Origin of the sequence: Microcella sp. (assembly GCF_030645145.1) — a bacterium.
Lineage (GTDB): Bacteria > Actinomycetota > Actinomycetes > Actinomycetales > Microbacteriaceae > Microcella.
Window position 1 is genome coordinate 1 of record NZ_JAUSMI010000108.1, and the last position, 26248, is coordinate 26248.

36 protein-coding genes and 2 pseudogenes are annotated in these 26248 nt (G+C 69.8%); 36 read left to right on the plus strand and 2 right to left on the minus strand.

All coding sequences use genetic code 11. The annotated features are described in order from the left end of the window. Positions 1–112: 112 nt before the first annotated feature. The 3 genes from tuf (at position 113) to Q7T15_RS07565 (ending at position 2385) form a co-directional block, all read left to right on the plus strand. Complete coding sequence (gene tuf / locus Q7T15_RS07555; RefSeq protein ID WP_304694898.1) at positions 113–1306, plus strand: elongation factor Tu; 1194 nt, start codon at positions 113–115, stop codon at positions 1304–1306. 168 nt (positions 1307–1474) lie between these two features. Beyond that, a complete protein-coding gene (locus Q7T15_RS07560; RefSeq protein ID WP_304694900.1) occupies positions 1475–1915 on the plus strand; it encodes a hypothetical protein in 441 nt (146 codons plus the stop codon). After that, entirely contained in the window at positions 1912–2385 is a 474-nt protein-coding gene (locus Q7T15_RS07565) for a hypothetical protein (protein ID WP_304694902.1), read from the plus strand. The genes Q7T15_RS07560 and Q7T15_RS07565 overlap by 4 nt, the downstream gene beginning before the upstream one ends. A 6-nt stretch (positions 2386–2391) precedes the next feature. Here Q7T15_RS07565 and Q7T15_RS07570 read toward each other — a convergent pair whose 3' ends face one another. Continuing rightward, positions 2392–3156: an IclR family transcriptional regulator gene (locus Q7T15_RS07570; RefSeq protein WP_304694904.1), complete on the minus strand. Its 765-nt coding sequence runs from the start codon at positions 3154–3156 to the stop codon at positions 2392–2394. 97 nt (positions 3157–3253) lie between these two features. On the opposite strand from Q7T15_RS07570, the gene hutH reads away from it, so the two are divergent. From hutH to Q7T15_RS07735, 33 genes and pseudogenes are all read left to right on the plus strand, one after another. Continuing rightward, positions 3254–4786 (plus strand): histidine ammonia-lyase, encoded by a 1533-nt coding sequence (gene hutH / locus Q7T15_RS07575; RefSeq protein ID WP_304694906.1) that lies wholly within the window; start codon positions 3254–3256, stop codon positions 4784–4786. 25 nt (positions 4787–4811) lie between these two features. Further along, the gene (gene hutU, locus Q7T15_RS07580) at positions 4812–6527 is read left to right on the plus strand and encodes a urocanate hydratase (protein WP_304694908.1); all 1716 of its coding nucleotides are present in this window, start codon (positions 4812–4814) and stop codon (positions 6525–6527) included. Continuing rightward, a pseudogene (locus tag Q7T15_RS07585) lies at positions 6524–7559 on the plus strand (arginase family protein). The gene hutU and the pseudogene Q7T15_RS07585 overlap by 4 nt, the downstream one beginning before the upstream one ends. A gap of 25 nt (positions 7560–7584) precedes the next feature. Next, entirely contained in the window at positions 7585–8730 is a 1146-nt protein-coding gene (hutI, locus tag Q7T15_RS07590; RefSeq protein WP_304694910.1) for an imidazolonepropionase, read from the plus strand. 533 nt (positions 8731–9263) lie between these two features. Further along, complete coding sequence (gene rpsJ, locus Q7T15_RS07595) at positions 9264–9572, plus strand: 30S ribosomal protein S10 (protein WP_047561503.1); 309 nt, start codon at positions 9264–9266, stop codon at positions 9570–9572. A gap of 11 nt (positions 9573–9583) precedes the next feature. Beyond that, positions 9584–10234 (plus strand): 50S ribosomal protein L3, encoded by a 651-nt coding sequence (rplC, locus tag Q7T15_RS07600; protein WP_304694915.1) that lies wholly within the window; start codon positions 9584–9586, stop codon positions 10232–10234. Between the two features lie 5 nt (positions 10235–10239). Beyond that, positions 10240–10887 (plus strand): 50S ribosomal protein L4, encoded by a 648-nt coding sequence (rplD, locus tag Q7T15_RS07605; protein WP_304694917.1) that lies wholly within the window; start codon positions 10240–10242, stop codon positions 10885–10887. Then, positions 10884–11195 (plus strand): 50S ribosomal protein L23, encoded by a 312-nt coding sequence (gene rplW, locus Q7T15_RS07610; protein ID WP_304694919.1) that lies wholly within the window; start codon positions 10884–10886, stop codon positions 11193–11195. The genes rplD and rplW overlap by 4 nt, the downstream gene beginning before the upstream one ends. A gap of 19 nt (positions 11196–11214) precedes the next feature. Continuing rightward, a complete protein-coding gene (gene rplB, locus Q7T15_RS07615; protein ID WP_304694921.1) occupies positions 11215–12051 on the plus strand; it encodes a 50S ribosomal protein L2 in 837 nt (278 codons plus the stop codon). A 15-nt stretch (positions 12052–12066) separates the two neighbouring features. Continuing rightward, complete coding sequence (gene rpsS / locus Q7T15_RS07620) at positions 12067–12348, plus strand: 30S ribosomal protein S19 (RefSeq protein ID WP_055857232.1); 282 nt, start codon at positions 12067–12069, stop codon at positions 12346–12348. A gap of 27 nt (positions 12349–12375) precedes the next feature. Further along, the gene (rplV, locus tag Q7T15_RS07625; protein ID WP_055857231.1) at positions 12376–12774 is read left to right on the plus strand and encodes a 50S ribosomal protein L22; all 399 of its coding nucleotides are present in this window, start codon (positions 12376–12378) and stop codon (positions 12772–12774) included. A 2-nt stretch (positions 12775–12776) separates the two neighbouring features. Further along, on the plus strand, positions 12777–13550 hold the full coding sequence (gene rpsC, locus Q7T15_RS07630; protein WP_304694926.1) for a 30S ribosomal protein S3: 774 nt from the start codon (positions 12777–12779) through the stop codon (positions 13548–13550). 5 nt (positions 13551–13555) lie between these two features. Next, complete coding sequence (gene rplP / locus Q7T15_RS07635; RefSeq protein ID WP_055857223.1) at positions 13556–13975, plus strand: 50S ribosomal protein L16; 420 nt, start codon at positions 13556–13558, stop codon at positions 13973–13975. Continuing rightward, the gene (gene rpmC / locus Q7T15_RS07640) at positions 13975–14295 is read left to right on the plus strand and encodes a 50S ribosomal protein L29 (RefSeq protein ID WP_169077137.1); all 321 of its coding nucleotides are present in this window, start codon (positions 13975–13977) and stop codon (positions 14293–14295) included. Before rplP ends, rpmC begins: the two co-directional genes overlap by 1 nt. Continuing rightward, on the plus strand, positions 14295–14612 hold the full coding sequence (rpsQ, locus tag Q7T15_RS07645) for a 30S ribosomal protein S17 (protein WP_304694930.1): 318 nt from the start codon (positions 14295–14297) through the stop codon (positions 14610–14612). The genes rpmC and rpsQ overlap by 1 nt, the downstream gene beginning before the upstream one ends. 33 nt (positions 14613–14645) lie before the next feature. Then, entirely contained in the window at positions 14646–15014 is a 369-nt protein-coding gene (gene rplN, locus Q7T15_RS07650) for a 50S ribosomal protein L14 (RefSeq protein WP_055857214.1), read from the plus strand. 2 nt (positions 15015–15016) lie between these two features. Then, positions 15017–15376, plus strand: a complete 360-nt coding sequence (gene rplX, locus Q7T15_RS07655) for a 50S ribosomal protein L24 (RefSeq protein WP_055857211.1) — start codon at positions 15017–15019, stop codon at positions 15374–15376. After that, on the plus strand, positions 15376–15963 hold the full coding sequence (rplE, locus tag Q7T15_RS07660) for a 50S ribosomal protein L5 (protein ID WP_304694933.1): 588 nt from the start codon (positions 15376–15378) through the stop codon (positions 15961–15963). Before rplX ends, rplE begins: the two co-directional genes overlap by 1 nt. 99 nt (positions 15964–16062) lie before the next feature. After that, positions 16063–16461, plus strand: coding sequence for a 30S ribosomal protein S8 (gene rpsH, locus Q7T15_RS07665; protein WP_055857205.1), 399 nt, complete (start codon positions 16063–16065; stop codon positions 16459–16461). A gap of 6 nt (positions 16462–16467) precedes the next feature. After that, positions 16468–17004, plus strand: coding sequence for a 50S ribosomal protein L6 (gene rplF, locus Q7T15_RS07670; RefSeq protein WP_304694935.1), 537 nt, complete (start codon positions 16468–16470; stop codon positions 17002–17004). A 2-nt stretch (positions 17005–17006) separates the two neighbouring features. Beyond that, entirely contained in the window at positions 17007–17378 is a 372-nt protein-coding gene (gene rplR / locus Q7T15_RS07675; protein ID WP_304694937.1) for a 50S ribosomal protein L18, read from the plus strand. 11 nt (positions 17379–17389) lie between these two features. Further along, positions 17390–18079, plus strand: coding sequence for a 30S ribosomal protein S5 (gene rpsE, locus Q7T15_RS07680; RefSeq protein ID WP_182491832.1), 690 nt, complete (start codon positions 17390–17392; stop codon positions 18077–18079). Next, a complete protein-coding gene (gene rpmD, locus Q7T15_RS07685; protein WP_304694939.1) occupies positions 18079–18264 on the plus strand; it encodes a 50S ribosomal protein L30 in 186 nt (61 codons plus the stop codon). Before rpsE ends, rpmD begins: the two co-directional genes overlap by 1 nt. Then, positions 18264–19043, plus strand: coding sequence for a 50S ribosomal protein L15 (gene rplO, locus Q7T15_RS07690; RefSeq protein WP_304694942.1), 780 nt, complete (start codon positions 18264–18266; stop codon positions 19041–19043). Before rpmD ends, rplO begins: the two co-directional genes overlap by 1 nt. 108 nt (positions 19044–19151) lie before the next feature. After that, positions 19152–20477 (plus strand): preprotein translocase subunit SecY, encoded by a 1326-nt coding sequence (gene secY, locus Q7T15_RS07695; protein WP_304694944.1) that lies wholly within the window; start codon positions 19152–19154, stop codon positions 20475–20477. Then, on the plus strand, positions 20474–21064 hold the full coding sequence (locus tag Q7T15_RS07700; RefSeq protein ID WP_304694946.1) for an adenylate kinase: 591 nt from the start codon (positions 20474–20476) through the stop codon (positions 21062–21064). Before secY ends, Q7T15_RS07700 begins: the two co-directional genes overlap by 4 nt. A 189-nt stretch (positions 21065–21253) precedes the next feature. Further along, positions 21254–21475 carry a translation initiation factor IF-1 gene (gene infA, locus Q7T15_RS07705; RefSeq protein ID WP_055857193.1) on the plus strand — a complete coding sequence of 74 codons (222 nt, stop codon included), beginning with the start codon at positions 21254–21256 and terminating at the stop codon, positions 21473–21475. Positions 21476–21551: 76 nt separating this feature from the next. After that, positions 21552–21665, plus strand: coding sequence for a 50S ribosomal protein L36 (gene rpmJ / locus Q7T15_RS07710; RefSeq protein WP_047561540.1), 114 nt, complete (start codon positions 21552–21554; stop codon positions 21663–21665). A gap of 197 nt (positions 21666–21862) precedes the next feature. After that, a complete protein-coding gene (gene rpsM, locus Q7T15_RS07715; RefSeq protein ID WP_304694957.1) occupies positions 21863–22243 on the plus strand; it encodes a 30S ribosomal protein S13 in 381 nt (126 codons plus the stop codon). A gap of 57 nt (positions 22244–22300) precedes the next feature. Continuing rightward, entirely contained in the window at positions 22301–22699 is a 399-nt protein-coding gene (rpsK, locus tag Q7T15_RS07720) for a 30S ribosomal protein S11 (RefSeq protein WP_304694959.1), read from the plus strand. A gap of 188 nt (positions 22700–22887) precedes the next feature. Then, entirely contained in the window at positions 22888–23877 is a 990-nt protein-coding gene (locus tag Q7T15_RS07725; protein WP_182491781.1) for a DNA-directed RNA polymerase subunit alpha, read from the plus strand. Between the two features lie 54 nt (positions 23878–23931). Then, positions 23932–24486 carry a 50S ribosomal protein L17 gene (gene rplQ, locus Q7T15_RS07730; protein WP_304694962.1) on the plus strand — a complete coding sequence of 185 codons (555 nt, stop codon included), beginning with the start codon at positions 23932–23934 and terminating at the stop codon, positions 24484–24486. A gap of 61 nt (positions 24487–24547) precedes the next feature. Further along, positions 24548–25582: an N-acetyltransferase gene (locus tag Q7T15_RS07735; RefSeq protein WP_304694964.1), complete on the plus strand. Its 1035-nt coding sequence runs from the start codon at positions 24548–24550 to the stop codon at positions 25580–25582. A 32-nt stretch (positions 25583–25614) separates the two neighbouring features. On the opposite strand, the pseudogene Q7T15_RS07740 reads toward Q7T15_RS07735, so the two are convergent. Then, a pseudogene (locus tag Q7T15_RS07740) lies at positions 25615–26248 on the minus strand (acetyltransferase); the annotation flags it as partial.

Below are 26248 nucleotides of genomic sequence, written 5' to 3' on the forward strand. Positions count from 1 at the left end.
GTCATCGGTTCGAGTCCGATTGTGGGCTCCACGTCGGCGGCACAGCGGCCCCCGAGCGATCCAGCAAAGTCACAGCGGCGTCGCCGCGCCTCGTAAGGAGTGAAACGGTCACGTGGCCAAGAAGAAGTTCGAGCGGACCAAGCCGCACGTCAACATCGGAACGATCGGTCACGTCGACCACGGCAAGACCACCCTGACCGCCGCCATCTCGAAGGTGCTTGCCGACAAGTACCCCTCGGCGACGAACGTGCAGCGTGACTTCGCGTCGATCGACTCGGCTCCCGAGGAGCGCCAGCGCGGCATCACGATCAACATCTCGCACGTCGAGTACGAGACGCCCAAGCGTCACTACGCTCACGTCGACGCTCCCGGTCACGCCGACTACATCAAGAACATGATCACGGGCGCCGCGCAGATGGACGGCGCGATCCTCGTGGTCGCCGCGACCGACGGCCCCATGGCCCAGACGCGCGAGCACGTGCTGCTCGCCAAGCAGGTCGGCGTGCCGTACCTGCTCGTCGCGCTCAACAAGGCCGACATGGTCGACGACGAGGAGATCCTCGAGCTCGTCGAGATCGAGGTCCGCGAGCTCCTCTCGAGCCAGGGCTTCGACGGCGACAACGCGCCCGTCGTGCAGGTCTCGGGCCTCAAGGCCCTCGAGGGCGACGAGAAGTGGACCGAGTCCATCGTCAAGCTCATGGAGGCCGTCGACGAGTCGATCCCCGACCCGGTGCGCGACAAGGACAAGCCGTTCCTCATGCCCATCGAGGACGTCTTCACGATCACCGGTCGTGGCACGGTCGTCACGGGCCGCGCCGAGCGCGGCACCCTCGGCATCAACTCCGAGGTCGAGATCGTCGGCATCCGCCCGACGCAGAAGACCACGGTCACGGGTATCGAGATGTTCCACAAGCAGCTCGACGAGGCCTGGGCCGGCGAGAACTGCGGTCTTCTCCTCCGCGGCACCAAGCGCGAGGACGTCGAGCGCGGCCAGGTCGTCGTGAAGCCGGGTTCGGTGACCCCTCACACGAACTTCGAGGGCACCGCGTACATCCTCTCGAAGGACGAGGGTGGCCGTCACAACCCCTTCTACACGAACTACCGCCCGCAGTTCTACTTCCGCACCACCGACGTCACCGGCGTCATCTCGCTGCCCGAGGGCACCGAGATGGTCAGGCCCGGCGACACCACCGACATGGTCGTCGAGCTGATCCAGCCGATCGCCATGGAGGAGGGCCTCGGCTTCGCCATCCGTGAGGGTGGCCGCACCGTCGGCGCCGGCACGGTCACGAAGATCATCAAGTAGTTCTTCGCAGCACCACGAGCGGGGGTCGGGCGCAAGCCCGGCCCCCGCTTCGTCGTTCCCGGAGCGCGTCGTCCGCGCCTGCTCCCATTGCGGGGCACCGCGGGGCGCTACAGTCGCGGCAGAGCGTCCGTCATGAGGGCGGATGCGCCCGGCGAAGGAGCCACCCCGATGGGCAAGCGGATCACGATCGAGATCGTCTCCATCCTCGGCATCTCTCTGGCCGCGGCCTACGCGATCATGCTCGGCGTCGTCCTGGCCTTCGGCACCGCTCTGAGCGATGCGTTCGGAGAGGCAGCCCGGTTCCTGTTCGGCCCGCTCGTCGCCGGGATCGCCCTTTGGACTCTCCTCGTCATCGTGCTCGCGATCACGCTGCGACGACGGGGCGAGGGGGTGCGCATCGCCGCGCACCTCGGTGCTGCGCTGCTCGCCGTCCTGCTCAACGTCGCGCTGTACGCCGCCATCGTGCCCCCCGGCTCGGGCATGGAGCAGCTCATCGTCGGCATCGCGGCCGGAGCGGGAGCGATCCTCCTGCTGGGAGCGATCGTCGGGGTGGTCGTGACCGAGCTCGTGGTTCTGCGCCCGCGCGGCCGAACGGCGGCGGCGCGGTGAGCCGCCGGATCGTCCTCGAGGTCGGGTCGATCCTCGGCATCACGATCGTCCTCGCCCTCGTCGGGCTCTCGATCGTCACGGCAGGAGACGCCGCGGCCCCGGGCGACATCGTCCCGAACGCCGCCCGGTTCCTCTTCGGCGCCGCGGGCATCGCGCTCGGGCTCTGGACGCTCCTGCTCATCGCCGGGTCGGTCGCGCTCCGCCACCGCCCGGTCGGCGTCCGCATCGGCGTCCACCTGCTGAGCGCCGTCATCGCCGTCGGTGTCAACACCGGCCTGCTCGCGCTCGTCGCCGGTCCGGCCGACAGCGGCTGGTCGGGCCTCATCATCGCGATCGCGCTCGGCGCGGGCGCCGTGCTGCTGATCGCCGCGATCATCGGCGTGCTCGTCACCGAGCTGCTGATCGTGCGGCCGCGCCGGCTCGAGCGCCCCGAACCGGGTCGCCCGACGACGGGGCCCGCCGCGGCCTGAGCCCGGTCAGCGCCCCGTGAGCCGCGCCGTCAGGGCGTCGGCGGCCGCGCGCACCGCGCGCGCGAGCGCGGCCTCGGCGAGGGCATCCACCGCCTCGCCCCGATAGGTCAGGCCGATGCCCGCACTCGGGTAGCCGGTGCGGTCGGTCGCCGCGGCGGCGACGGAGGAGTAGTCGGGCGTGATCTCTCCGTGCTCCCCGGCCCAGCCGCGCTCGCGGGCCTCGGCGAGGATGCCGTCGAGCTCGCGCAGCGTCGCCGGCCCGATGCCGTGCCGGGTGATGAGCGCGTCGCGGTGCGGGTAGAGCGCCCGCACCTGCGCGGCGGGCAGCGCTGCGAGTATCGCGCGCCCGGTCGCCGTGAGGTGCGCGGGCAGCCGCACGCCGAGCCGAGCGACCGTCGTCGGCGCGCGCGGGGCCGAGGCCTGGCCGACGTACGAGACGTCCGATCCGCTCAGTACCGCGAGCTGCGCGACCGCGGGCACGGGGGCCTCGGCGACGAGCCGCTCGATGAGCGGGTTCGCGAGCCGCGCGAGCCGACTCGCCTGCAGCACGCTCGACCCTATCTCGGCGACGACCCCGCCGAGCCCGTAGGCCCGCAGCTCGGGGTAGTGGACGACGTACCCCTCCTCCTGCAGCACGCGGATGAGCTGGTAGGTCGACGACCGCGGCAGATCGAGCTCGCGCGCGATCGTCGAGGCGGGCACGGGCTCGCTGTGATGGGCGAGGTGCGTGACGATGCGCAGGGCCGCGCGCGCCGCGGGAACATCCGGCATCGGCCCGCCCCCACTCTTGTGAACATCGTCTGAAATCTCAGACACATTATCGCGCGGGGCCGGTGCCGCCGTCTCGCGCGAGCGGTTCACTGGGGCCATGCGCATCACGGTCGGCTCCCGCACCCTCACTCGCGACGGCGTCGTCGCCGTCGCCCGCCACGACGCCGAGGTCGCCATCGACGCGGATGCCCTCGCCGCCATGACCGCGACGCGCGCCCTCATCGCGGGGCTGGCCCACGACACCGTGCCCCACTACGGCGTCTCGACCGGGTTCGGCGCCCTCGCGACCACGCACATCCCCCTCGCGAAGCGCGCCGAGCTGCAGCGCTCGCTCGTCCGCTCGCACGCCGCGAGCTCGGGAGCCGAGGTCGAGCGCGAGGTCGTCCGCGCGACGATGCTCCTGCGCCTCGCGACGCTCGCGACGGGCCGCACCGGCGCCCGCCCGGTCGTCGCCGAGACCTACGCGGCGATGCTCAACGCGGGGCTGACCCCGGTCGTCGGCGAGTACGGCAGCCTCGGCTGCTCGGGCGACCTCGCCCCGCTCGCGCACTGCGCGCTCGCCGCGATGGGCGAGGGCTCGGTGCGGAACGCCGCGGGAGACCTCGTGCCCGCCGGCGACGCGCTCGCGGCGGCGGGCATCCGCCCCCTGGAGCTCGAGGAGAAGGAGGGCCTCGCCCTCATCAACGGCACCGACGGCATGCTCGGGATGCTCTGCCTCGCGCTCGCCGACCTCGACGACCTCGTGGCCACCGCCGACCTCGCCGCCGCGATGAGCGTCGAGGGCCAGCTCGGCACCGACGCGGTGTTCGCCTCGGATCTGCAGCAGCTGCGCCCCCACCCCGGTCAGGCGACGAGCGCCGCGAACCTGCGCGCCGTGCTCGCCGGCTCGGCGATCGTCGCGAGCCACAGGACCGACGACTGCACGCGCGTGCAGGACGCCTACTCGCTGCGCTGCGCCCCGCAGGTGCACGGCGCCGTGCGCGACACGATGGCGCACGCCGCGCTCGTCGCGACCCGCGAGCTCGCGAGCGCGATCGACAACCCCGTCGTGACGCTCGACGGGCGGGTCGAGTCGAACGGCAACTTCCACGGGGCGCCCGTCGCGTTCGTGCTCGACTTCCTCGCGATCGCCGTCGCCGATCTCGCGAGCATGAGCGAGCGGCGCACCGACCGCTTCCTCGACCCGGCCCGCAACGCGGGGCTGCCGCCGTTCCTCGCCCACGACCCCGGCGTCGACTCGGGCCACATGATCGCGCAGTACACGCAGGCCGGCATCGTGAGCGAGCTCAAGCGGCTCGCGAACCCGGCGAGCGTCGACTCGATCCCGTCGAGCGCGATGCAGGAGGACCACGTGTCGATGGGCTGGTCGGCCGGCCGCAAGCTCCGCCGCGCGATCGACGGGCTCGGCCGCGTCGTCGCGATCGAGCTCCTGACGGCCGCGCGCGGAATCGACCTTCGCGGCATCGCGCCGTCGCCCGTGACCGCCGCGGTCATCGCGGCCCTCCGCGCCGAGGTCGAGGGCCCCGGCCCCGACCGCTACCTCGCGCCCGAGATCGAGGCGGCCGTCCGCCTCACGCAGAGCGGCGCGCTGCTCGCCGCCGGCCGCTCGGTCGTCCCCGAGCTCGTCTGAACCCGCACCGCACGAAAGGCCACTCATGAGCATCGCGACCCACCGCCCCGAAGCCGGCACCGGTGCCGGCGACGCGCGCCCGGCATCCGGACCCCGCCCCGTGCGCGCCCACCGCGGCACGCAGCTGCACACCCTCGGCTGGCAGCAGGAGGGCGCCCTCCGCATGCTGCAGAACAATCTCGACCCCGAGGTCGCCGAGCACCCCGACGAGCTCGTCGTCTACGGCGGCACCGGCAAGGCCGCACGCGACTGGGCGAGCTTCGACGCGCTCACCCGCACGCTCGCGACCCTCAAGGGCGACGAGACGATGCTCGTGCAGTCGGGCCGCCCCGTCGGCGTCTTGCAGACGCACGAGTGGGCGCCGCGCGTGCTCCTCGCCAACTCGAACCTCGTCGGCGACTGGGCGAACTGGGACGAGTTCCGGCGGCTCGAGCAGCTCGGCCTCACGATGTACGGGCAGATGACGGCCGGATCGTGGATCTACATCGGCACGCAGGGCATCCTGCAGGGCACGTTCGAGACGTTCGCGGCGGTCGCGACGCAACGGTTCACCGGAACGCTCGCCGGCACCATAACGCTCACCGGCGGGCTCGGCGGCATGGGCGGCGCCCAGCCCCTCGCCGTGACGATGAACGGCGGAGTCGCGATCTGCGTCGACGTCGACCCGTCGCGCATCGCCCGCCGCATCGAGCACCGCTACCTCGACGTGCAGGCCGACTCGCTCGATCAGGCGATCGAGCTCGCGACGCAGGCGCGGGATGCCCGCCGCCCGCTCTCGATCGGAGTCCTCGGCAACGCCGCGGCCGTCTTCCCCGCCCTGCTCGCGATGGGCGCCCCCATCGACATCGTCACCGACCAGACGAGCGCGCACGACCCGCTCGCGTACCTGCCGCTCGAGCACACGATGGACGACTGGCACGCCGCGCGCGAGCGCGACCCGATCGGCTTCGCCGCGGCGGCGCGCGCGTCGATGGCCGTGCAGGTCGAGGCGATGGTCGGCTTCCAGCGGGCCGGGGCGGAGGTGTTCGACTACGGGAACAACATTCGCACGGAGGCGAAGGCGGCCGGGTTCGCGGACGCGTTCTCCTTCCCCGGGTTCGTGCCCGCGTACATCCGCCCGCTGTTCGCGCAGGGGAAGGGCCCGTTCCGGTGGGCGGCGCTGAGCGGCGACCCCGCCGACATCGCGGCGACCGACAGGGCGGTGCTCGAGCTGTTCCCCGAGAACGAGAGCCTGCAGCGGTGGATCCCGCTCGCGCAGGAGCGCGTGCACTTCCAGGGGCTGCCGGCGCGCATCTGCTGGCTCGGCTACGGCGAGCGCGACGTCGCGGGCGAGCGCTTCAACGACATGGTCGCGAGCGGTGAGCTGAGCGCCCCCGTCGCGATCGGCCGCGACCACCTCGACTCGGGCTCGGTCGCGAGCCCGTACCGCGAGACGGAGGCGATGAAGGACGGCTCGGACGCGATCGCGGACTGGCCGCTGCTCAACGCGCTCGTCAACACCGCGTCGGGCGCGACGTGGGTGTCGATCCACCACGGCGGCGGCGTGGGCATCGGCCGCTCGATCCACGCCGGGCAGGTCGTCGTCGCCGATGGTACGGCGCTCACCGGCCAGAAGGTGCAGCGCGTGCTGACGAACGACCCGGGCATGGGGGTCATCCGGCACATCGACGCGGGGTACGACGAGGGCGAGGCTGTCGTCGAGGAGTTCGGCGTGCGCATCCCGATGCGGGAGCAGGAGTGAGCGCGGACGACGAGGTCGCCGCTGAGCGTCGCGCGCCGCACTCGCTCGCTCACGACCCTCTCTGGCCGCGAGCGGGCGACTGGCCGGCCTGGGTTCCGGGTGCGCGGGCGGACGCGGTGCTGGTGGGCATCCCGAGCTGGCGAACCTCGCTGTCGCCCGGGCAGGCGCACACGACCCCCGCGGCGATCCGGGATGCCCTGCGCTACTACTCCGCCGACGCACTGCTCCGCATCCCGACCGTCGATCGGTCACTCGTTGCCGACGCTTCAGACTCCGGCCGCAACGAGCGACCGATAGACGCCGAATCTGGCACTGGCGCGCCGCCCGCGGGAGCGCGGCTCGCCGTGCTCGACGCCGGCGACGTGGTCGAGCCCGACGGCGAGGGCGAGGCGGCCGCGACCGCGCGCGTCGCCGAGATCGCGGCCACGGCATCCCTCGTCATCGTGCTCGGCGGCGACAACGCCGCGACGGTGCCGGCCGCCCTCGGGGCGTGGGGCGCGCGCATCGCGACCGCGGGCCTCGTGACGCTGGATGCCCACCACGACCTCCGCGACGGCGTCAGCAACGGCTCACCGGTGCGACGGCTGCTCGAGGCCGGGCTCGCGGGGGCGCGGGTCAGCCAGCTCGGCATCGAGCCGCTCGCGAACTCGCGCGCGTACGCGGCGCGCGCCGCCGAGCACGGGATCACCGTCGTTACCCGGGCCGAGCTGCTGCGCACCCCGATCGAGGTCGCGATGAGCGCGGCGCTCGACTGCGCGGCGTCGGCGGGCGGGCCGGTGCACGTCGACCTCGACCTCGACGTGTGCGACCGCAGCGTCGCCCGGCTGCCCCGCGAGCGTGCCCGGCGGCCTGAGCGCGATCGAGCTGCGCACCGCCGCGCGGCTCGCGGGCGCGCATCCGGCCGTCACGAGCATCGACCTCACCGAGCTCGACGCCGCGCGCGACTCCGCCGACCAGCGCACCGTGCGCCTCGCCGCGCTGTGCGTGCTCGAGGCGCTCGCAGGGCTCGCCGCCCGACCGGGCCTCGCGTGAGCGGCGCCTGCGGGAGGATGCCCGCATGAGCAGCGTCGTCGTCGCGAACATCGGCGAGCTCGTGACGTTCGAGCCCGGCCGCCCCGTGCGGCTCGGAGCGGCGGTCGTGCTCGTCGACGGCGTCGTGCAGTGGGTGGGCGACGATGCGGATGCGCCGCCCGCGGACGCGCGCGTCGACGCGGCGGGCGGGGCGGTCATCCCGGGCTTCGTCGACAGCCACAGCCACCTCGTCTTCGCCGGCGACCGCGCGGCCGAGTTCGAGGCGCGCATGGCGGGGCGTCCGTACACCGCGGGAGGCATCCGGTCGACGGTCGCCGCGACCCGGGCCGCGACCGACGACGAGCTGCGCGCGCGGCTCGCCGCCCTCGTCGCCCAGGCGCGCGCGCAGGGCACGACGACGCTCGAGATCAAGAGCGGGTACGGGCTCACGATCGCCGACGAGGAGCGCGCCCTGCGCCTCGCCCGCGAGGTCACCGACGAGACCACCTTCCTCGGAGCCCACGTCGTGCCCGCCGAGTACGCCGACGATCGGGCCGCCTACGTCGACCTCGTGCGCGGGCCCATGCTCGCCGCGTGCGCGCCCCACGCTCGCTGGATCGACGTCTTCATCGACTCGGGCGCGTTCACCGTCGACGAAGCGCGGCTCATCCTTCAGGCGGGGCGGGATGCCGGACTCGGCCTGCGCGTCCACGCCGGCCAGCTCGCCGCCGACGGGGGAGTCGCCCTCGCCGTCGAGCTCGGCGCCGCGAGCGTCGACCACTGCACGCACCTCACCGATGCCGACGTCGAGGCGCTCGCCGGCTCGGACACCGTCGCGACCCTGCTGCCGCTCGTCGAGTTCTCGACGCGGCAGCCGTACCCGGATGCCCGGCGCCTCCTCGACGCGGGCGTCGCCGTCGCGATCGCGACCGACTGCAATCCCGGCTCCAACTTCTCGTCGTCGATGCCGCTCGCCCTCGCTCTCGCGGTGCGCGAGATGGGAGTCACCCCGCTCGAGGCGCTCGCGGCGGCGACGGTGGGCGGGGCTCGCGCGCTGCGGCGCTCGGGGGTCGGGGAGGTGCGCGTGGGCTCGAGCGGGGGAGTGGTCGTGCTCGACGCGCCGTCGTACACGTGGATGGCGTACCGGGTGGGGGTGCCGCTCGTGCGCGAGGTCGTGGGCGGGGTGCGGTAGCGCCGCCTTCGGCGAGCGCGGGGGCACGTTGGCTCCGAGTGACTTGCGCCGCCTTCGGCGAGCGCTGTACCTCGCGGCTTCGGAGCGAACTACCCGACAACCGGGGGCCGGGACGGCCCCCGGGGCGCTGTCGCCGTGGAGGCCAGAAATGGCCTCCACTCTGAGGCGACACGCCCGGGTTGCAGCACTCTCTCGCCTGTGGCAGACTCTTCTAGTTCCACACGCCGCGCTATCGTGCGCGGTTCACTGCCAGGCAGTGCATAGGACGAGCAGCCCGCAGGTGCGGGTGGCGATGAGCCTAGGCCGCAGGCAGAAGAACACGACTTAAATCGACAACCAACTCGCACAGGGGATATCTCTGTGCCTGGCGAGGGCGACACGCCCGAGCGCGGGGGTCGGTGACGAGCAGAGGTCCAACCCGCGTGCGGCAGCAGATCGATGTTTGACAGAAGAACAGTGGTGCGACAGCGAGAGCGCTCCGCGCAGATGTGCTCGTCAGGGTTCATCACGTCCAAGAAGGAAGAGAGTTGAGCATGGCGGGACAGAAGATCCGCATCCGGCTTAAGTCGTACGACCACGCAGGTCTCGATGCATCGGCGCGCAAGATCGTCGACACCGTGACGCGTGCAGGCGCAACCGTGGTCGGCCCCGTGCCGCTGCCGACGGAGAAAAACGTCATCGCCGTCATCCGGTCGCCCCACAAGTACAAGGACAGCCGCGAGCACTTCGAGAAGCGCACGCACAAGCGGCTCATCGACATCATCGACCCGACGCCGAAGGCGGTCGACTCGCTCATGCGCCTCGACCTCCCCGCCGACGTCAACATCGAGATCAAGCTCTAAGGAACCCCTCTATGTCTGCTACCAAGACGACCAAGGGTCTGCTGGGCACGAAGCTCGGCATGACCCAGGTGTGGGATGAGAACAACAAGCTCGTTCCCGTCACCGTCGTGGAGATCGCCCCGAACGTCGTGACGCAGGTGCGCACGGTCGAGAAGGACGGCTACGCGGCCGTGCAGATCGCCTACGGCGCGATCGACCCGCGCAAGGTCACGAAGCCCCTCACGGGCCACTTCGAGAAGGCCGGCTCGACGCCGCGCCGCCACCTCACCGAGGTGCGCACCGCTGACGCATCCGAGTACGCCCCGGGCCAGGAGCTCGCGGTCGACATCTTCGAGGCGGGCCAGCTCGTCGACGTCGTCGGCACGAGCAAGGGCAAGGGCTTCGCCGGTGTCATGAAGCGCCACAACTTCAAGGGCGTCTCGGCCTCGCACGGTTCGCACCGCAACCACCGCAAGCCCGGCTCGATCGGCGCCTCGTCGACCCCGAGCCGCGTGTTCAAGGGCATGCGCATGGCCGGTCGCATGGGTGGCGAGCGAGTCACCGTCATGAACCTCAAGGTCCACGCCGTCGACCTCGACAAGGGTCTGCTGCTCATCAAGGGCGCCGTCCCCGGTGCTCGTGGCCGCCTCGTTTTCGTCCGCAACGCCGTGAAGGGAGCGTAACCGCGATGGCTAACTCGCTCGACGTCGTCGACGCCGCCGGCAAGAAGACCGGTTCGGTCGACCTGCCCGCCGCCGTCTTCGACGTGCAGACCAATGTCCCGCTTCTCCACCAGGTGGTCGTGGCGCAGCTCGCCGCCGCCCGCCAGGGCACCCACTCGACCAAGGGTCGCGGCGAGGTCTCCGGCTCCGGCGTGAAGCCGTTCAAGCAGAAGGGAACGGGCCGCAGCCGTCAGGGCTCCGTCCGTGCCCCCGAGCACCGCGGCGGTGGCATCGTCCACGGCCCGACCCCGCGCAACTACGCGCAGCGCACGCCCAAGAAGATGATCGCCGCGGCTCTGCTCGGCGCCCTCTCCGACCGTGCGCGCGGCGAGCGCCTCCACATCGTGGAGTCGTTCGGCACCGACGTGCCCTCGACGAAGGCCGCGGCCTCCGTCATCCAGGCGCTGACCGCCGGTCGCAAGGTTCTCGTCGTCATCGAGCGCGATGACGAGGTCAACCTCAAGAGCGTCCGCAACCTCAAGGACCTGCACGTCATCACCCCCGACCAGCTCAACGCGTACGACGTGCTGGTCAGCGACGACATCGTGTTCATCAAGGGCGCCTACGACGCCTTCGTGAACGCGAAGACGAAGAAGGAAGAGGTCGGCGCATGAGCATCCACGCTGTCGCCCAGAACAAGGACCCGCGCGACATCATCATCGCGCCCGTGGTGAGCGAGAAGTCCTACGCGCTCATCGACGACGGCAAGTACACCTTCCTGGTGGACCCGCGTGCGAACAAGACCGAGATCAAGCTCGCCATCGAGAAGATCTTCACCGTCAAGGTCGAGTCGATCAACACGCTCAACCGCCCCGGCAAGACCCGCCGCACCCGCTTCGGCACCGGAAAGCGCAAGGACACCAAGCGCGCGATCGTGACCCTGAAGTCGGGCTCCATCGACATCTTCACGGCCGTCGGCTAGGCAACGGAGACAGAGAACAATGGCTATTCGCAAGTACAAGCCCACGACCCCGGGTCGTCGCGGCTCGTCGGTCGCCGACTTCGCCGAGATCACTCGATCGACGCCCGAGAAGTCGCTGCTGAAGCCGCTGCCGAAGACCGGTGGCCGCAACAACACCGGTCGCATCACGACCCGTCACATCGGTGGTGGCCACAAGCGCCAGTACCGCATGATCGACTTCCGTCGCAATGACAAGGACGGCGTGAACGCCAAGGTCGCGCACATCGAGTACGACCCCAACCGCACGGCGCGCATCGCGCTCCTGCACTACGTCGACGGCACGAAGCGCTACATCCTCGCGCCGAACAAGCTGTCGCAGGGCGACATCGTCGAGTCGGGCGCGTCCGCCGACATCAAGCCCGGCAACAACCTCCCGCTGCGCAACATCCCCGTGGGTACGGTCATCCACGCCATCGAGCTCCGCCCCGGCGGCGGCGCGAAGATGGCCCGCTCGGCCGGCGCCTCCGTGCGTCTCGTCGCGAAGGACGGCCCCTACGCCCAGCTGCGTCTCCCCTCGGGAGAGATCCGCAACGTGGATGCCCGATGCCGCGCCACGGTCGGCGAGGTCGGCAACGCCGAGCAGTCGAACATCAACTGGGGCAAGGCCGGCCGCAAGCGCTGGAAGGGCGTCCGCCCGACCGTCCGCGGTGTCGCGATGAACCCGATCGACCACCCGCACGGTGGTGGTGAGGGCAAGACCTCCGGTGGTCGCCACCCGGTCAGCCCCTGGGGCAAGTCCGAGGGCCGCACCCGTCGCCCCAACAAGGAGAGCGACAAGCTCATCGTCCGTCGCCGCACCGTCGGTAAGAAGCGCTAGTAGGAGTCGAGAAACATGCCTCGCAGTCTCAAGAAGGGCCCGTTCGTCGACGACCACCTGCTTCGCAAGGTGTTCACGCAGAACGAGGCCAACACCAAGAACGTCATCAAGACCTGGTCGCGCCGGTCGATGATCGTCCCCGCCATGCTCGGGCACACGATCGCCGTGCACGACGGTCGCAAGCACATCCCCGTGTTCGTGACCGAGACCATGGTCGGGCACAAGCTCGGCGAGTTCGCGCCCACCCGCACCTTCCGCGGTCACGAGAAGGACGACAAGAAGGGTCGTCGCCGGTAACCCGGCGGCGTGAAGAGGAGTACAGACATGGTGGAGTCGATCGCCCGCGTGCGACACATCCGCGTGACGCCTCAGAAGGCTCGTCGCGTCGTCGACCTGATCCGCGGCAAGCAGGCCATGGAGGCCCTTGCCATCCTGAAGTTCGCGCCCCAGAGCGCGAGCGAGCCCGTCTACAAGCTCGTCGCGTCGGCCATGGCCAACGCCCGGGTGAAGGCGGACGCTGCCAACGCCTTCCTCGACGAGCAGGACCTCTACGTGGCCCGCGCGTTCGTCGACGAGGGCACCACGCTCAAGCGGTTCCAGCCGCGAGCGCAGGGTCGCGCGTTCCGCATCAACAAGCGCACCAGCCACATCACCGTCGTGCTCGCCACGCCGGATGAGGCCGCTGTCGCGGGCTCGGGAACGAAGAAGAAGGCGAGCAAGTAGTCATGGGTCAGAAAGTCAACCCGTACGGTTTCCGTCTCGGCATCACCACCGACCACGTGTCGCGGTGGTTCTCGGACAGCACCAAGCCCGGTCAGCGCTACGCCGACTACGTGGCCGAGGACGTCAAGATCCGGCGGATGCTCACCACGAGCCTCGACCGCGCCGGCGTCGCCCGCATCGAGATCGAGCGCACCCGTGACCGCGTCCGCGTGGACATCCACACGGCGCGCCCGGGCATCGTCATCGGCCGCCGCGGTGCCGAGGCCGAGCGCATCCGCGCCGACCTCGAGAAGCTCACGTCGAAGCAGATCCAGCTGAACATCCTCGAGGTCAAGAACCCCGAGGCCGAGGCTCAGCTCGTCGCGCAGGGCGTCGCCGAGCAGCTCAGCGCCCGCGTGGCCTTCCGCCGCGCGATGCGCAAGGGCCTGCAGGGCGCGCAGCGCGCCGGCGCCAAGGGCGTCCGCATCCAGGTCTCCGGCCGTCTCGGCGGCGCCGAGATGTCGCGCTCGGAGTTCTACCGCGAGGGCCGCGTGCCCCTGCACACGCTCCGCGCCAACATCGACTACGGCTTCTACGAGGCGAAGACCACGTTCGGCCGCATCGGCGTGAAGGTCTGGATCTACAAGGGCGACATCACCAACAAGGAACTCGCTCGCGAGCAGGCGTCTCAGAAGTCGTCGCGCCCCGAGCGTCGTGATTCCGACCGTGGACCCCGTCGCGATGGTGGCCGTCCGGCCGCCGCCAAGGCGCCCGCCGCGGCCGGAGCGGAAGGCTAGGAACAATGCTGATTCCCCGCAAGGTCAAGTACCGCAAGCAGCACCACCCCAAGCGGAGTGGGCACGCGACCGGTGGAACCGAGGTCTCGTTCGGCGAGTTCGGCATCCAGGCCATCACGCCCGCGTACGTCACGAACCGCCAGATCGAGTCGGCGCGTATCGCGATGACCCGCCACATCAAGCGTGGCGGCAAGGTCTGGATCAACATCTACCCCGACCGTCCGCTCACCAAGAAGCCCGCCGAGACCCGCATGGGTTCCGGCAAGGGCTCGCCGGAGTGGTGGGTCGCCAACGTCAAGCCGGGTCGCGTCCTCTTCGAGGTCGCGGGCGTCAACGAGCAGCTCGCTCGTGAGGCCATGACCCGTGCCATTCACAAGCTGCCCCTCAAGGCACGCATCATCAAGCGCGAGGAGGGCGACGCGTAATGGCGATCGGATCCAAGGAGCTCGCACCTGCCGAGCTCGACACCTTCGAAGACGAGCGACTCGTCGACGAGCTGAAGAAGGCCAAGGAAGAGCTGTTCAACCTGCGCTTCCAGGCCGCGACCGGCCAGCTGGAGAGCCACGGCCGCCTGCGCGCCGTGAAGCGCGACATCGCTCGCATCTACACGGTCATCCGCGAGCGCGAGCTGGGCATCCGTGCCACGCCCGCGCCGGTGGAGGCCCCGGCGAAGCCGGCCAAGAAGTCGGCGAAGAAGGCGGAGGCCGCTGAGGCTCCCGCTGCCGAGACTGAGGAGAAGAACTGATGGCTGCCGAGAAGAAGGCCGCTGCCGGCCACGAGTCGGCCGCGCACGACGTTCGCGACGAGAGCGCGCGCGGCTACCGCAAGGTCCGCCGCGGCTACGTGACCAGCGACAAGATGGACAAGACCATCGTCGTCGAGGTCGAGGACCGCGTGAAGCACCCGCTCTACGGCAAGGTCATCCGCCGCACCTCGAAGGTCAAGGCGCACGACGAGCAGAACGGCGCCGGCATCGGCGACCTCGTGCTCATCGCCGAGACCCGCCCCCTGTCCGCCACGAAGCGCTGGCGCCTCGTCGAGATCCTCGAGAAGGCCAAGTAGGCCTTCGCCTGCTTGCCCTTATAGGAGAGAGAAATGCTTCAGCAGGAATCCCGGCTCAAGGTCGCCGACAACACCGGCGCCAAAGAGCTGCTCACGATCCGCGTCCTCGGAGGCTCCGGCCGCCGCTACGCGGGTCTCGGTGACGTCATCGTCGCCACCGTCAAGGACGCGATCCCGGGCGGCAACGTGAAGAAGGGCGACGTCGTCAAGGCGGTCATCGTCCGCACGCGCAAGCAGACCCGTCGTCCCGACGGCTCGTACATCAAGTTCGACGAGAACGCCGCCGTCATCCTGAAGAACGACGGGGACCCTCGCGGTACCCGCATCTTCGGACCGGTCGGCCGTGAGCTTCGCGACAAGAAGTTCATGAAGATCGTCTCGCTCGCCCCGGAGGTGCTGTAACCATGGCGAAGATCAAGAAGGGTGACCTCGTGCAGGTCATCAGCGGCGCCAAGCAGGATCGCGGCGGAGACCGCGGCAAGCAGGGTCGCGTCATCGAGGTGCTCGCCGAGAAGAACCGCGTGGTCGTCGAGGGCATCAACCTCGTCACCAAGCACGTTCGCGTCGGCCAGACGCAGCGCGGCACCAAGACCGGCGGCATCGAGACCCACGAGGCCCCGATCCACATCTCCAACGTGGCCGTGGTCGACCCCAAGACCAAGAAGCCCACGCGCGTCGGTCACCGTGAGGAGACCGTCGAGAAGAACGGCGTCAAGAAGACCGTGCGCGTGCGGTACGCCAAGAATTCAGGTGAGAAGCTCTAATGACGACGACCACTGCAGCGCAGGCTGGCCGAATCCAGCCGCGCCTCAAGCAGAAGTACCGCGCTGAGATCACCAAGGCGCTGACGGAGCAGTTCAGCTACGCCAACCCCCACCAGGTTCCCGGTCTCGTGAAGATCGTCGTGAACACCGGTGTCGGCGAGGCCGCGCGCGACAGCAAGGTCATCGACGGTGCGGTCAAGGACCTCACCGCGATCACCGGCCAGAAGCCGCAGGTCACGAAGGCCCGCAAGTCCATCGCGCAGTTCAAGCTGCGGGAGGGCATGCCGATCGGCGCCCACGTGACGCTGCGCGGCGACCGGGCCTGGGAGTTCCTCGACCGTCTGCTGTCGCTCGCGCTCCCGCGCATCCGCGACTTCCGCGGCCTGAGCGACCAGCAGTTCGACGGCAACGGCAACTACACCTTCGGTCTCCAGGAGCAGAGCGTGTTCCACGAGATCGACCAGGACAAGATCGACCGCGTCCGCGGCTTCGACATCACCATCGTGACGACCGCGAAGACGGATGACGAGGGTCGCGCCCTGCTGCGCGCGCTCGGCTTCCCCTTCAAGTCGGCCGACGCCTCCTAGACCGAGGCACTCCACACCGGCCCCTACTCGGGGCCCCGATCGGACAGGTCCGCGTTCGTGTAACGGGCGCGGAAACCGGACGAGAACAGGAACATCATCATGACGATGACAGATCCGGTCGCAGACCTGCTGACCAGACTGCGCAACGCGAACTCGGCTTTCCACGAGTCGGTCTCGCTGCCCAGCAGCAAGCTCAAGACCAACATCGCCGAGATCCTCAAGCGCGAGGGCTACATCTCCGACTGGGCCGTCGAGGACGCCCGCGTCGGATCGACCCTGACGCTGTCGCTGAAGTACGGCCCGAACCGCGAGCGGTCGATCGTCGGCATCAAGCGCGTGTCGAAGCCCGGCCTCCGGGTGTACGCGAAGTCCACCGAGATCCCGCACGTCCTCGGCGGCCTCGGCGTGGCCATCCTGTCGACTTCCTCGGGTCTGCTGACCGACCGCGAGGCGATGCAGAAGGGCGTGGGTGGGGAAGTCCTCGCCTACGTGTGGTGATCTGAGATGTCACGTATCGGACGCATGCCCATCGACATCCCCGGTGGTGTCACGGTCACGGTCGACGGCCAGGCCGTCTCCGTCAAGGGCCCCAAGGGCGAGCTCGCGCTCACCGTGGCGAGCCCCATCGAGGTCGCCATCGAGGACAACCAGGTCGTCGTGACCCGTCCCGATGACGAGCGCGCGTCGCGCTCGCTCCACGGCCTCACCCGCACGCTCATCGCCAACAACATCGTCGGCGTGACCCAGGGCTACACCAAGGGCCTCGAGGTCGTCGGCACCGGTTACCGCGTGCAGGCCAAGGGCGAGAGCATCGAGTTCGCGCTCGGCTTCTCGCACCCCGTCACCGTCACCCCGCCCGCCGGGATCACCTTCACGGTGGAGGGCAACAACAAGCTCACCGTCAGCGGCATCGACAAGCAGGCCGTCGGCGAGGTCGCAGCGAACATCCGCAAGATCCGCAAGCCCGAGCCGTACAAGGGCAAGGGTGTGCGGTACGCCGGCGAGATCGTGCGCCGCAAGGCCGGAAAGAGTGGTAAGTAATCATGGGTCTCGGAACTAGAGGCAAGAGCAAGACGGCCGCCAAGGGCCGCCGTCACGCCCGACTCCGCAAGCGCATCGCCGGCACGTCCGAGCGTCCGCGCCTCGTCGTCACCCGATCGGCGCGCCACGTGTTCGTCCAGATCGTCGACGACACCAAGGGCCACACCCTGGCTAGCGCCTCCACGATGGAGGCCGACCTCCGCACGTTCGAGGGCGACAAGACCGCCAAGGCCCGCAAGGTCGGCGAGCTGCTCGCCGAGCGCGCGAAGCAGGCCGGCGTCGAGGCGGTCGTGTTCGACCGCGGTGGCAACCGCTACGCCGGTCGCGTCGCCGCGATCGCCGATGGAGCGCGAGAGGCAGGGCTGAGCCTGTGAGCGAGGCAGACATCAACAACATCGCGAAGGAGCAGACCGTGGCGGCAGAGGCCCCCGTGGAGACCGCCGCATCGTCGGAGCCGTCGACGGAGCCTCGCGAGGCCCGCCGCGGCAGCCGCGAGCGCAACCCCAACCGCGACCGCGGTGCGCGCGACACCGAGAAGAGCCAGTTCCTCGAGCGCGTCGTGACCATCAACCGCGTGTCGAAGGTCGTCAAGGGCGGCCGTCGCTTCAGCTTCACGGCCCTCGTGGTCGTGGGCGACGGCAACGGACTCGTCGGCGTCGGCTACGGCAAGGCGCGCGAGGTCCCGACCGCGATCTCGAAGGGCGTCGAGGAGGCGAAGAAGAACTTCTTCCGCGTCCCCCGCGTCGCCCAGACGATCCCGCACCCCGTTCAGGGCGAGGCGGCCGCCGGTGTGGTGCTCCTGCGCCCCGCCGCCGCCGGTACCGGTGTCATCGCCGGTGGACCAGTGCGCGCCGTGCTCGAGTGCGCGGGCATCCACGACGTGCTGAGCAAGTCGCTCGGCTCGTCGAACACGATCAACATCGTGCACGCGACCGTCGAGGCGCTCAAGCAGCTCGAGGAGCCGCGTGCCGTCGCCGCCCGTCGTGGTCGCGACTTCGAGGACGTGGCTCCGGCCCGTCTCGTCCGCGCCGAGGCCCACGCGGCCAAGGTCGCGGCCGGAAAGGCTGGTGCGTGATGGCCTCGCGTCTGAAGGTGACCCAGATCAAGTCCGTAATCAGCGAGAAGCAGAACCAGCGCGACACCCTGCGGAGCCTGGGCCTCAAGCGGATCGGCGATGTCGTCGTCCGCGAGGACAGCCCGGCCAACCGCGGGTACGTCCGCACGGTCGCACACCTCGTCAAGGTCGAGGAGATTGACTAATGGCTGAAGAGAAGAAGGCCGCCGCCGACAAGGCGCCGGCCAAGAAGGCGCCGGCCAAGGCCGCCGCTGACAAGGCGCCCGCTGCCAAGGCTCCGGCGAAGAAGGCTCCGGCGAAGGCCGCTGCCGACAAGCCGGCTGCGGCGAAGGCTCCGGCGAAGAAGGCTCCCGCCAAGGCGGCCGCCGATAAGCCGGCCGCCGAGAAGGCTCCGGCCAAGAAGGCTCCCGCCAAGGCTGCTGCCGACAAGGCTCCGGCCAAGCCCGCCGCCGACAAGGCGCCCGCTGCCAAGGCTCCGGCCAAGAAGGCTCCGGCCAAGAAGGCGGAGTCGACCGAGGTCGCGCGCCCGCAGGTGCTCAAGGTCCACCACCTCCGCCCCGCTCCCGGGTCGAAGAAGGACCGCACCCGCGTCGGCCGCGGTGAGGGCTCGAAGGGCAAGACGGCCGGCCGTGGCACCAAGGGCACGAAGGCCCGCTACTCGGTGCGCCCCGGCTTCGAGGGCGGCAACCTCAACTTCGTGATGCGCGCGCCCAAGCTGCGCGGATTCACGAACCCGTTCCGCGTCGAGTACCAGGTCGTGAACCTGGCGACGCTGGCCGAGCTGTACCCGAAGGGCGGCGACGTCACCATCGGCGACCTCGTCGCCAAGGGCGCCGTGCGCAAGAACGAGAAGGTCAAGGTTCTCGGCGACGGCGACATTGCGGTTAAGCTGAACGTGGCCGTCGACAAGGTCTCGCGCTCCGCGGAGCAGAAGATCGTCGCGGCCGGCGGTTCGATCAACTAGCCGCTCGGGCGGCCCCTCCGGGGGCCGCCCGGCTTCCGGCCCAACCGGGCCACAGCATCTCGAGCCGTCGCGCACGAGGTGCTCATGCTGTTTAGTACGGGAGGTCTCGTGTTCAGAGCTATCGGGCGGATCTTCCGCACGCCCGACCTCCGCCGGAAGATCGGTTTCACCCTCGGAATCGTCGCGCTCTTCCGTCTGGGTTCGTTCATCCCTGCGCCGTTCGTCGACTTCGAGAACGTCCAGATCTGCCTCGCGGGCAACGCCGATGCGACCGGGCTCTACCAGCTCGTCAACCTGTTCTCCGGTGGCGCGCTCCTGCAGCTCTCGATCTTCGCGCTCGGGATCATGCCGTACATCACGGCGTCGATCATCACGCAGCTCCTGCGCGTGGTCATCCCCCACTTCGACACCCTCTACAAGGAGGGTCAGGCCGGCCAGGCCAAGCTCACGCAGTACACGCGCTACCTCACGATCGCGCTCGCCGTCCTGCAGTCGACCACGCTCATCACGGTCGCCCGGGCCGGCGCGCTCTTCCCGACCACGTCGGGCGTCGCGGAGTGCAGCCAGCTCATCACCGACTCGAGCTGGTACGCGATCCTCCTCATGGTCATCACGATGACCGCGGGCACGGGCCTCATCATGTGGCTCGGCGAGCTCATCACCGAGCGCGGCATCGGCAACGGCATGTCGCTGCTGATCTTCGTCTCGATCGCCGCGACCTTCCCGTCGGCGCTGTGGGCCATCGCCCAGGCGCAGGGCTTCGACATCTTCCTGCTCGTGCTCGGCCTCGGCCTGCTCGTCATGGCGGCGGTCGTCTTCGTCGAGCAGTCGCAGCGACGAATCCCCGTGCAGTACGCCAAGCGCATGGTCGGCCGTCGCACGTACGGCGGCAACAACACGTACATCCCGATCAAGGTCAACATGGCGGGCGTCGTGCCCGTCATCTTCGCCTCGTCGCTGCTGTACCTGCCGGCGCTCGTTGCGCAGTTCAACCAGCCGCAGGCCGGCGAGACCGCGCCCGAGTGGGTCGTGTGGATCCAGAACAACCTGGTCTCGGGCGACAACCCGATCTACATGATCGTGTACTTCCTCCTCATCGTCGGGTTCACGTACTTCTACGTCGCGATCACCTTCAACCCGGAGGAGGTCGCGGACAACATGAAGAAGTACGGCGGCTTCATCCCGGGCATCCGCGCCGGTCGTCCGACGGCCGAGTACCTCGACTACGTCCTCACCCGCGTGACCCTCCCCGGCTCGCTGTACCTCGGTCTCGTCGCGCTCATCCCGCTGATCGCTCTGGCCACGGTCAACGCCAACCAGAACTTCCCGTTCGGCGGGGCGAGCATCCTGATCATCGTCGGCGTCGGCCTCGAGACGGTGAAGCAGATCGACGCGCAGCTCCAGCAGCGCCACTACGAGGGGCTCCTCAAGTGAGCGCACGACTGCTGCTCATCGGCCCGCCCGGTGCGGGCAAGGGCACGCAGGCCGCTCGGCTCCGCGACTTGCTGGGGGTGCCCGCCATCTCGACGGGCGACATCTTCCGCGCCAACGTCCGGGACGAGACGCCGCTCGGTGTGAAGGCGAAGGCCTACATGGATGCCGGCGACAACGTCCCCGACTCGCTCACGAACGACCTCGTGCGCGACCGCCTCGAGCAGGCCGACTGCGCGTCGGGCTTCCTGCTGGACGGGTACCCGCGCACCCTCGACCAGGTCGCCTACCTCGACTCCTTCCTCGCCGAGCACGACACGGCGATGGATGTCGTGGTCGAGCTGGTCGCAGACCCCGATGTGGTCGTCGAGCGGCTCCGTCAGCGCGCTCTCGATCAGGGGCGCAGCGACGACGACGAGTCGGTCGTCCGCCACCGTCTCGCGGTGTACCGCGAGCAGACGGCTCCGCTCGTCGGCGTCTACGAGGGTCGCGGCATGCTCGTCAAGGTCGACGGCATCGGCGAGATCGACGAGGTGACCGCGCGCATCGCGTCGGCGCTCGCCGAGCGCGGCGTCGTCGTCGCCGGCTGACGCCCGCTCCCCCCGCGCGGCGCCGAGTTGCCAGCGAGCGTCTTTACCACCTAAGCTTGACCCTTGGTGCTCATGGCACGCCTTCGGCGTGTCGACGTGGCGCGTCGCTTGTGCAGTCGACGCGGACTCCCACGGGTGCCGGTATGCGCACGACCAGCGAAATCCCCAACTTTTAGCGACGAAGAGGCTATGGCCAAAAAAGACGGTGTCATCGAAATCGAGGGCGCGGTGATCGAAGCTCTGCCCAACGCGATGTTCCGCGTTGAGCTGACCAACGGTCACAAGGTGCTCGCCCACATCTCGGGCAAGATGCGCCAGCACTACATCCGCATCCTCCCGGAGGACCGCGTGATCGTGGAGCTGAGCCCCTACGACCTGACCCGCGGCCGGATCGTCTACCGCTACAAGTAACGGATCTCGCTGCACAAGGAACGGCCCGGGACTCCACCCGGCGCACGAGGCCAGCGAACCCCCCGAAGGAAGAACCATGAAGGTCAACCCCAGCGTCAAGCCCATCTGCGACAAGTGCAAGGTGATCCGCCGCCACGGCAACGTGATGGTCATCTGCGAGAACCCGCGCCACAAGCAGCGCCAAGGCTGACGCCTTGCCGCTGCTTGCGGCCAGCCCAGTGCTTATTGGCTGATCTGAGCAAGCTCAGATCAGCGCCAGCATCAGAGCTCATAACTGAATAGACGAACTGGCAGTTCCAGAAGCCGCGGACGCGGCCGACACCCCGGGCGGGAGGCCCGGGCACCGGAACTGCTCCACACCTCCCCGATTCATCCGAAGGAGCCGTCATGGCCCGTCTTGCCGGAGTCGACATCCCGCGCGATAAGCGCGTCGAGGTCGCCCTCACCTACATCTACGGCGTCGGCCGCACCCGCGCCGTCGAGACGCTCGAAGCCACGGGCATCGACCCGAACACTCGCGTCAAGGACCTCAGCGACGACCAGCTCGTCCAGCTCCGCGACCACATCGAAGGCACCTACAAGGTCGAGGGAGACCTCCGCCGCGAGGTCGCCGCCGACATCCGCCGCAAGGTCGAGATCGGCTCCTACGAGGGCATCCGCCACCGTCGCGGCCTGCCCGTGCGCGGCCAGCGCACCAAGACCAACGCTCGCACCCGCAAGGGCCCGAAGCGCACCGTCGCCGGCAAGAAGAAGGCCGGCCGCAAGTAGCCGACTGCCGGGCGCACGATCGCCCGGCGCCACGAACTCACACGGAGAGAGAAAAACATGGCAGCACCCAAGTCGGCCGCTCGCAAGCCGCGTCGCAAGGAGACGAAGAACATCGCCGAGGGCCAGGCCCACATCAAGTCGAAGTTAAACAACACGATCGTCTCGATCACCGACCCCAGCGGGGCCGTCATCAGCTGGGCCTCGTCCGGCGGCGTCGGCTTCAAGGGCTCGCGCAAGTCGACCCCGTTCGCCGCTCAGCTCGCCGCCGAGTCGGCCGCGCGCCAGGCGCAGGAGCACGGCATGAAGAAGGTCGACGTCTTCGTCAAGGGCCCCGGCTCGGGCCGCGAGACCGCGATCCGCTCGCTCCAGGCCGCCGGCCTCGAGGTGGGCTCGATCAGCGATGTGACGCCGCAGGCGCACAACGGCTGCCGCCCGCCCAAGCGCCGCCGCGTTTGAACGCTGGAGCTTAGAGCGAGGCCCATTTCTGGGCCTCGCCGCGACGCCAGTTCCGGCGGCCGTCTCGGCCGCCGGTTCCGGCGGGTTGCTTCAGACGCACGACCTCAATAACTCAACACACTCGACGAGCCAGCCACTCGTCGCAAACAAGTGTCATATGGCGGACACTTTGCCGAAAGGAATCCATAGTGCTCATCGCACAGCGTCCCACCCTCACCGAGGAGAGCGTCTCCGACTTCCGCTCGCGGTTCATCATCGAGCCGCTCGAGCCGGGCTTCGGCTACACCCTCGGCAACTCGCTTCGCCGCACTCTTCTCTCGTCGATCCCCGGCGCTGCCGTCACGAGCATCCGCATCGACGGCGTGCTGCACGAGTTCAGCACCATCCAGGGCGTGAAGGAGGATGTCACCGAGATCATCCTCAACATCAAGAACCTCGTCGTCTCGAGCGAGCACGATGAGCCCATCACGGCGTACCTGCGCAAGACCGGGTCCGGCGAGGTCACGGCGGCCGACATCTCGGCCCCCGCTGGTGTCGAGATCCACAACCCCGAGCTCGTGATCGCGACGCTCAACGACAACGCGAAGTTCGAGCTCGAGCTCACCATCGAGCGCGGCCGCGGCTACGTCAGCGCGACCCAGAACCGCAGCGAGTTCAGCGAGGCCGGCCAGATCCCCGTCGACTCGATCTACTCGCCCGTGCTCAAGGTCACCTACCGCGTCGAGGCGACGCGCGCCGGTGAGCGCACCGACTTCGACCGCCTCGTCGTCGACGTCGAGTCGAAGCCCGCCATCACGCCGCGCGACGCGATCGCCTCGGCGGGCCGCACGCTCACCGAGCTCTTCGGCCTGGCGCGCGAGCTCAACACGCAGGCCGAGGGCATCGAGATCGGCCCCGCGCCGGTCGACGCCGTTCTCTCGACCGAGCTGTCGATGCCCATCGAGGACCTCGACCTCTCGGTGCGCAGCTACAACTGCCTCAAGCGCGAGGGCATCAACACCGTCAGCGAGCTCGTCGCCCTCTCGGAGACGCAGCTCATGAACATCCGCAACTTCGGGCAGAAGTCGGTCGACGAGGTCAAGGACAAGCTCGTCGAGATGGGCCTCTCGCTCAAGGACGCGGTTCCCGGATTCGACGGCGCCCACTACTACGGCGGCAACGAGGACGACTACATCTAAGGGCCCGTCGTCCCCGACAGCCCCGGCAGCACCTGACACTGGAGAACACTGATCATGCCTAAGCCCACCAAGGGTCCGCGCCTCGGCGGAGGCCCCGCCCACGAGCGCCTGCTCCTCGCGAACCTCGCCACCGCGCTGTTCACGCACAAGAGCATCACGACGACCGAGACGAAGGCCAAGCGCCTCCGCCCGCTCGCCGAGCGCCTCATCACCTTCGCGAAGCGCGGCGACCTCCACGCCCGCCGTCGCGTCATGACGATCATCCGCGACAAGAGCGCCGTGCACGAGCTCTTCACGCAGATCGCTCCGCTCGTCGCCGAGCGCGAGGGCGGCTACACCCGCATCACGAAGGTCGGCTACCGCAAGGGCGACAACGCCCCCATGGCGGTCATCGAGCTCGTCCTCGAGCCCGTGAGCCCGAAGCCGAAGTCGGCGAAGAAGTCCGCCGCGAAGGAGGCGCCCGCCGCCCCCGTCGAAGAGCCGACCGAGGACGTCGAGGAGGCTCCCGAGGAGTCCGCCGAGACCGAGACCGAGTCGACGGACGCCGAGGCGACCGAGACCGAGGCGACCGACGCCGAGTCGACCGACGCCGACGCCGAGTCCAAGTAGTCCCGTCGCTTCCGAGCGACCCGGGGCCCCGTCCGATCGGACGGGGCCCTACTCTTTTGCCATGACCGAGGTCGCCCCCCTGCCCCCGCTCCGCGAGCGCGTCCCCGCACCGCGGGAGGTCCGCCTGCCGGACTCCGTCGGCGGCGTCACGTGGCGCCCCGCGACGATCGACGACGCTCCCGCGATCACCGAGCTGCTCGAGGCCATGAGCCGACGCGACCACCCCGACTGGAGCGAGAGCCTCGCCGAGATCGTCGACGAGCTCGACCACTCGTGGATCGACCTGCCGAACGACAGCGCCCTCGCGCTCGATGCCGACGGCGCGCTCGTCGCGTGGGGTCTCGTCATCGAGATGCCCGAGCCCGAGTCGCTGCTGCGGATCATCCTGCCCGGCGGCGTGCACCCCGAGCGCCGCGGGCGCGGACTCGGGCGGCGGCTGCTCGACTGGCAGCGAGCGCGCGCGGAGCAGCGTCTGTCGCGCAGCGACAGCATCCTGCCCGCCTGGCTGCTGTCGTACGCCGCGGACCTGTCTCCCGAGCACGGCCGACTGCTCGAGCGCTCCGGCTTCGAGCCCTCGCGCTACTTCACGACCCTCGTCGCCGCTCTCGAGGGCGCCGATCTCGACCGTCCGCTCCCCGAGGGCGTCCGCGTCGAGCCGATGAGCGCCGAACTCTCGGAGGCCGTGCGGCACGCGAAGAACGCGACCTTCGCCGACCACTGGGGCAGCCAGCCGGCGACCGTCGAGGGGTGGAGCTCGATGCTCGCCCTGCCGAGCGCCCGCCCCGATCTCAGCCGCATCGCTCTCGTCGACGACGAGGTCGTCGGCTTCGTGCTCACCGAGATCAACGAGGACGACTGGGAGCGGCAGGGCTTCACCGGCTGCTACATCGGCCTCGTCGGCACCGTCCGCGAGTGGCGGGGTCGCGGGCTCGCGAGCGCTCTCCTCGCCGACGTCATGCGCGCCGCGCGCGATGCCGGCCTCGAGCGGGTCGTGCTCGACGTCGACGCCGAGAACCCCACGGGCGCGCTCGGCGTCTACACGCGACTCGGCTTCACGGCGACGTCGCGGGATGTCTCCTACCGCGTCGCCTACTGATCGTCCGGTCCGCGGGCGTCCCCCTCCGGCGCTCAGCCCCGGTCGAGCGGATCCGGCAGGTAGTCCGCCACGCGCGGCAGCGAGGCGAGTCGGGTGAGAGGCGCCTCGAGCGCTTCCGCGTAGACCTTCCCGCCCGTCGGCCCCGGATGGATCTGATCGCCCGCGAGCAGGTCGAGCCGCGACTGGATCGCCGATCGCCAGTCGCTCAGCTCGACCGCGCGGTACCGATCGGCGAAGGCGGCCAGGGTGCTGTTGACCTCGTCGGTCCAGCCGCGCGGGGCGTGCGTCGTGACGAGCACGAGCTCGCGCTCGGGGCCGAGGATGCGGCGGACCTCGTCGAGCGTCGCGGCCTCGATCGGCCCGTTCGTGCCGAGCGCGACGACGACCGTGGGCCGCAGCTCGCCGCGCTCGGCGAGCCCGCGGAGGATCTCGGGCGCTTGGCGCATCTGACGCGACACCGCGGCGTCGATCGCGATGCCCGGGAAGCGCTCCTGCAGCGCGGGCACCGAGGCGAGCATGACCGAGTCGCCGATCGCGAGCACCTCCTCGCCGGGCGGCGTCGTCGGCGCAGGAGTGGGCGTCGTCGTGACGATCGGCTGGGGCGGGACGGAGGGGGCGGACGGCCCGCGCGGCTCGGAGGGCTCGCGCAGCGCGGCCTCGCCCGCG

Excerpts from the sequence above, each read along its gene's own strand:
- Q7T15_RS07560 (WP_304694900.1), top strand. The coding sequence starts at position 1,475 with ATGGGCAAGCGGATCACGATCGAGATCGTCTCCATCCTCGGCATCTCT.
- Q7T15_RS07570 (WP_304694904.1), bottom strand. The coding sequence starts at position 3,156 with ATGCCGGATGTTCCCGCGGCGCGCGCGGCCCTGCGCATCGTCACGCAC.
- hutH (WP_304694906.1), top strand. The coding sequence starts at position 3,254 with ATGCGCATCACGGTCGGCTCCCGCACCCTCACTCGCGACGGCGTCGTC.
- hutU (WP_304694908.1), top strand. The coding sequence starts at position 4,812 with ATGAGCATCGCGACCCACCGCCCCGAAGCCGGCACCGGTGCCGGCGAC.
- hutI (WP_304694910.1), top strand. The coding sequence starts at position 7,585 with ATGAGCAGCGTCGTCGTCGCGAACATCGGCGAGCTCGTGACGTTCGAG.
- rpsJ (WP_047561503.1), top strand. The coding sequence starts at position 9,264 with ATGGCGGGACAGAAGATCCGCATCCGGCTTAAGTCGTACGACCACGCA.
- rplC (WP_304694915.1), top strand. The coding sequence starts at position 9,584 with ATGTCTGCTACCAAGACGACCAAGGGTCTGCTGGGCACGAAGCTCGGC.
- rplD (WP_304694917.1), top strand. The coding sequence starts at position 10,240 with ATGGCTAACTCGCTCGACGTCGTCGACGCCGCCGGCAAGAAGACCGGT.
- rplW (WP_304694919.1), top strand. The coding sequence starts at position 10,884 with ATGAGCATCCACGCTGTCGCCCAGAACAAGGACCCGCGCGACATCATC.
- rplB (WP_304694921.1), top strand. The coding sequence starts at position 11,215 with ATGGCTATTCGCAAGTACAAGCCCACGACCCCGGGTCGTCGCGGCTCG.
- rpsS (WP_055857232.1), top strand. The coding sequence starts at position 12,067 with ATGCCTCGCAGTCTCAAGAAGGGCCCGTTCGTCGACGACCACCTGCTT.
- rplV (WP_055857231.1), top strand. The coding sequence starts at position 12,376 with ATGGTGGAGTCGATCGCCCGCGTGCGACACATCCGCGTGACGCCTCAG.
- rpsC (WP_304694926.1), top strand. The coding sequence starts at position 12,777 with ATGGGTCAGAAAGTCAACCCGTACGGTTTCCGTCTCGGCATCACCACC.
- rplP (WP_055857223.1), top strand. The coding sequence starts at position 13,556 with ATGCTGATTCCCCGCAAGGTCAAGTACCGCAAGCAGCACCACCCCAAG.
- rpmC (WP_169077137.1), top strand. The coding sequence starts at position 13,975 with ATGGCGATCGGATCCAAGGAGCTCGCACCTGCCGAGCTCGACACCTTC.
- rpsQ (WP_304694930.1), top strand. The coding sequence starts at position 14,295 with ATGGCTGCCGAGAAGAAGGCCGCTGCCGGCCACGAGTCGGCCGCGCAC.
- rplN (WP_055857214.1), top strand. The coding sequence starts at position 14,646 with ATGCTTCAGCAGGAATCCCGGCTCAAGGTCGCCGACAACACCGGCGCC.
- rplX (WP_055857211.1), top strand. The coding sequence starts at position 15,017 with ATGGCGAAGATCAAGAAGGGTGACCTCGTGCAGGTCATCAGCGGCGCC.
- rplE (WP_304694933.1), top strand. The coding sequence starts at position 15,376 with ATGACGACGACCACTGCAGCGCAGGCTGGCCGAATCCAGCCGCGCCTC.
- rpsH (WP_055857205.1), top strand. The coding sequence starts at position 16,063 with ATGACGATGACAGATCCGGTCGCAGACCTGCTGACCAGACTGCGCAAC.
- rplF (WP_304694935.1), top strand. The coding sequence starts at position 16,468 with ATGTCACGTATCGGACGCATGCCCATCGACATCCCCGGTGGTGTCACG.
- rplR (WP_304694937.1), top strand. The coding sequence starts at position 17,007 with ATGGGTCTCGGAACTAGAGGCAAGAGCAAGACGGCCGCCAAGGGCCGC.
- rpmD (WP_304694939.1), top strand. The coding sequence starts at position 18,079 with ATGGCCTCGCGTCTGAAGGTGACCCAGATCAAGTCCGTAATCAGCGAG.
- rplO (WP_304694942.1), top strand. The coding sequence starts at position 18,264 with ATGGCTGAAGAGAAGAAGGCCGCCGCCGACAAGGCGCCGGCCAAGAAG.
- infA (WP_055857193.1), top strand. The coding sequence starts at position 21,254 with ATGGCCAAAAAAGACGGTGTCATCGAAATCGAGGGCGCGGTGATCGAA.
- rpmJ (WP_047561540.1), top strand. The coding sequence starts at position 21,552 with ATGAAGGTCAACCCCAGCGTCAAGCCCATCTGCGACAAGTGCAAGGTG.
- rpsM (WP_304694957.1), top strand. The coding sequence starts at position 21,863 with ATGGCCCGTCTTGCCGGAGTCGACATCCCGCGCGATAAGCGCGTCGAG.
- rpsK (WP_304694959.1), top strand. The coding sequence starts at position 22,301 with ATGGCAGCACCCAAGTCGGCCGCTCGCAAGCCGCGTCGCAAGGAGACG.
- rplQ (WP_304694962.1), top strand. The coding sequence starts at position 23,932 with ATGCCTAAGCCCACCAAGGGTCCGCGCCTCGGCGGAGGCCCCGCCCAC.
- Q7T15_RS07735 (WP_304694964.1), top strand. The coding sequence starts at position 24,548 with ATGACCGAGGTCGCCCCCCTGCCCCCGCTCCGCGAGCGCGTCCCCGCA.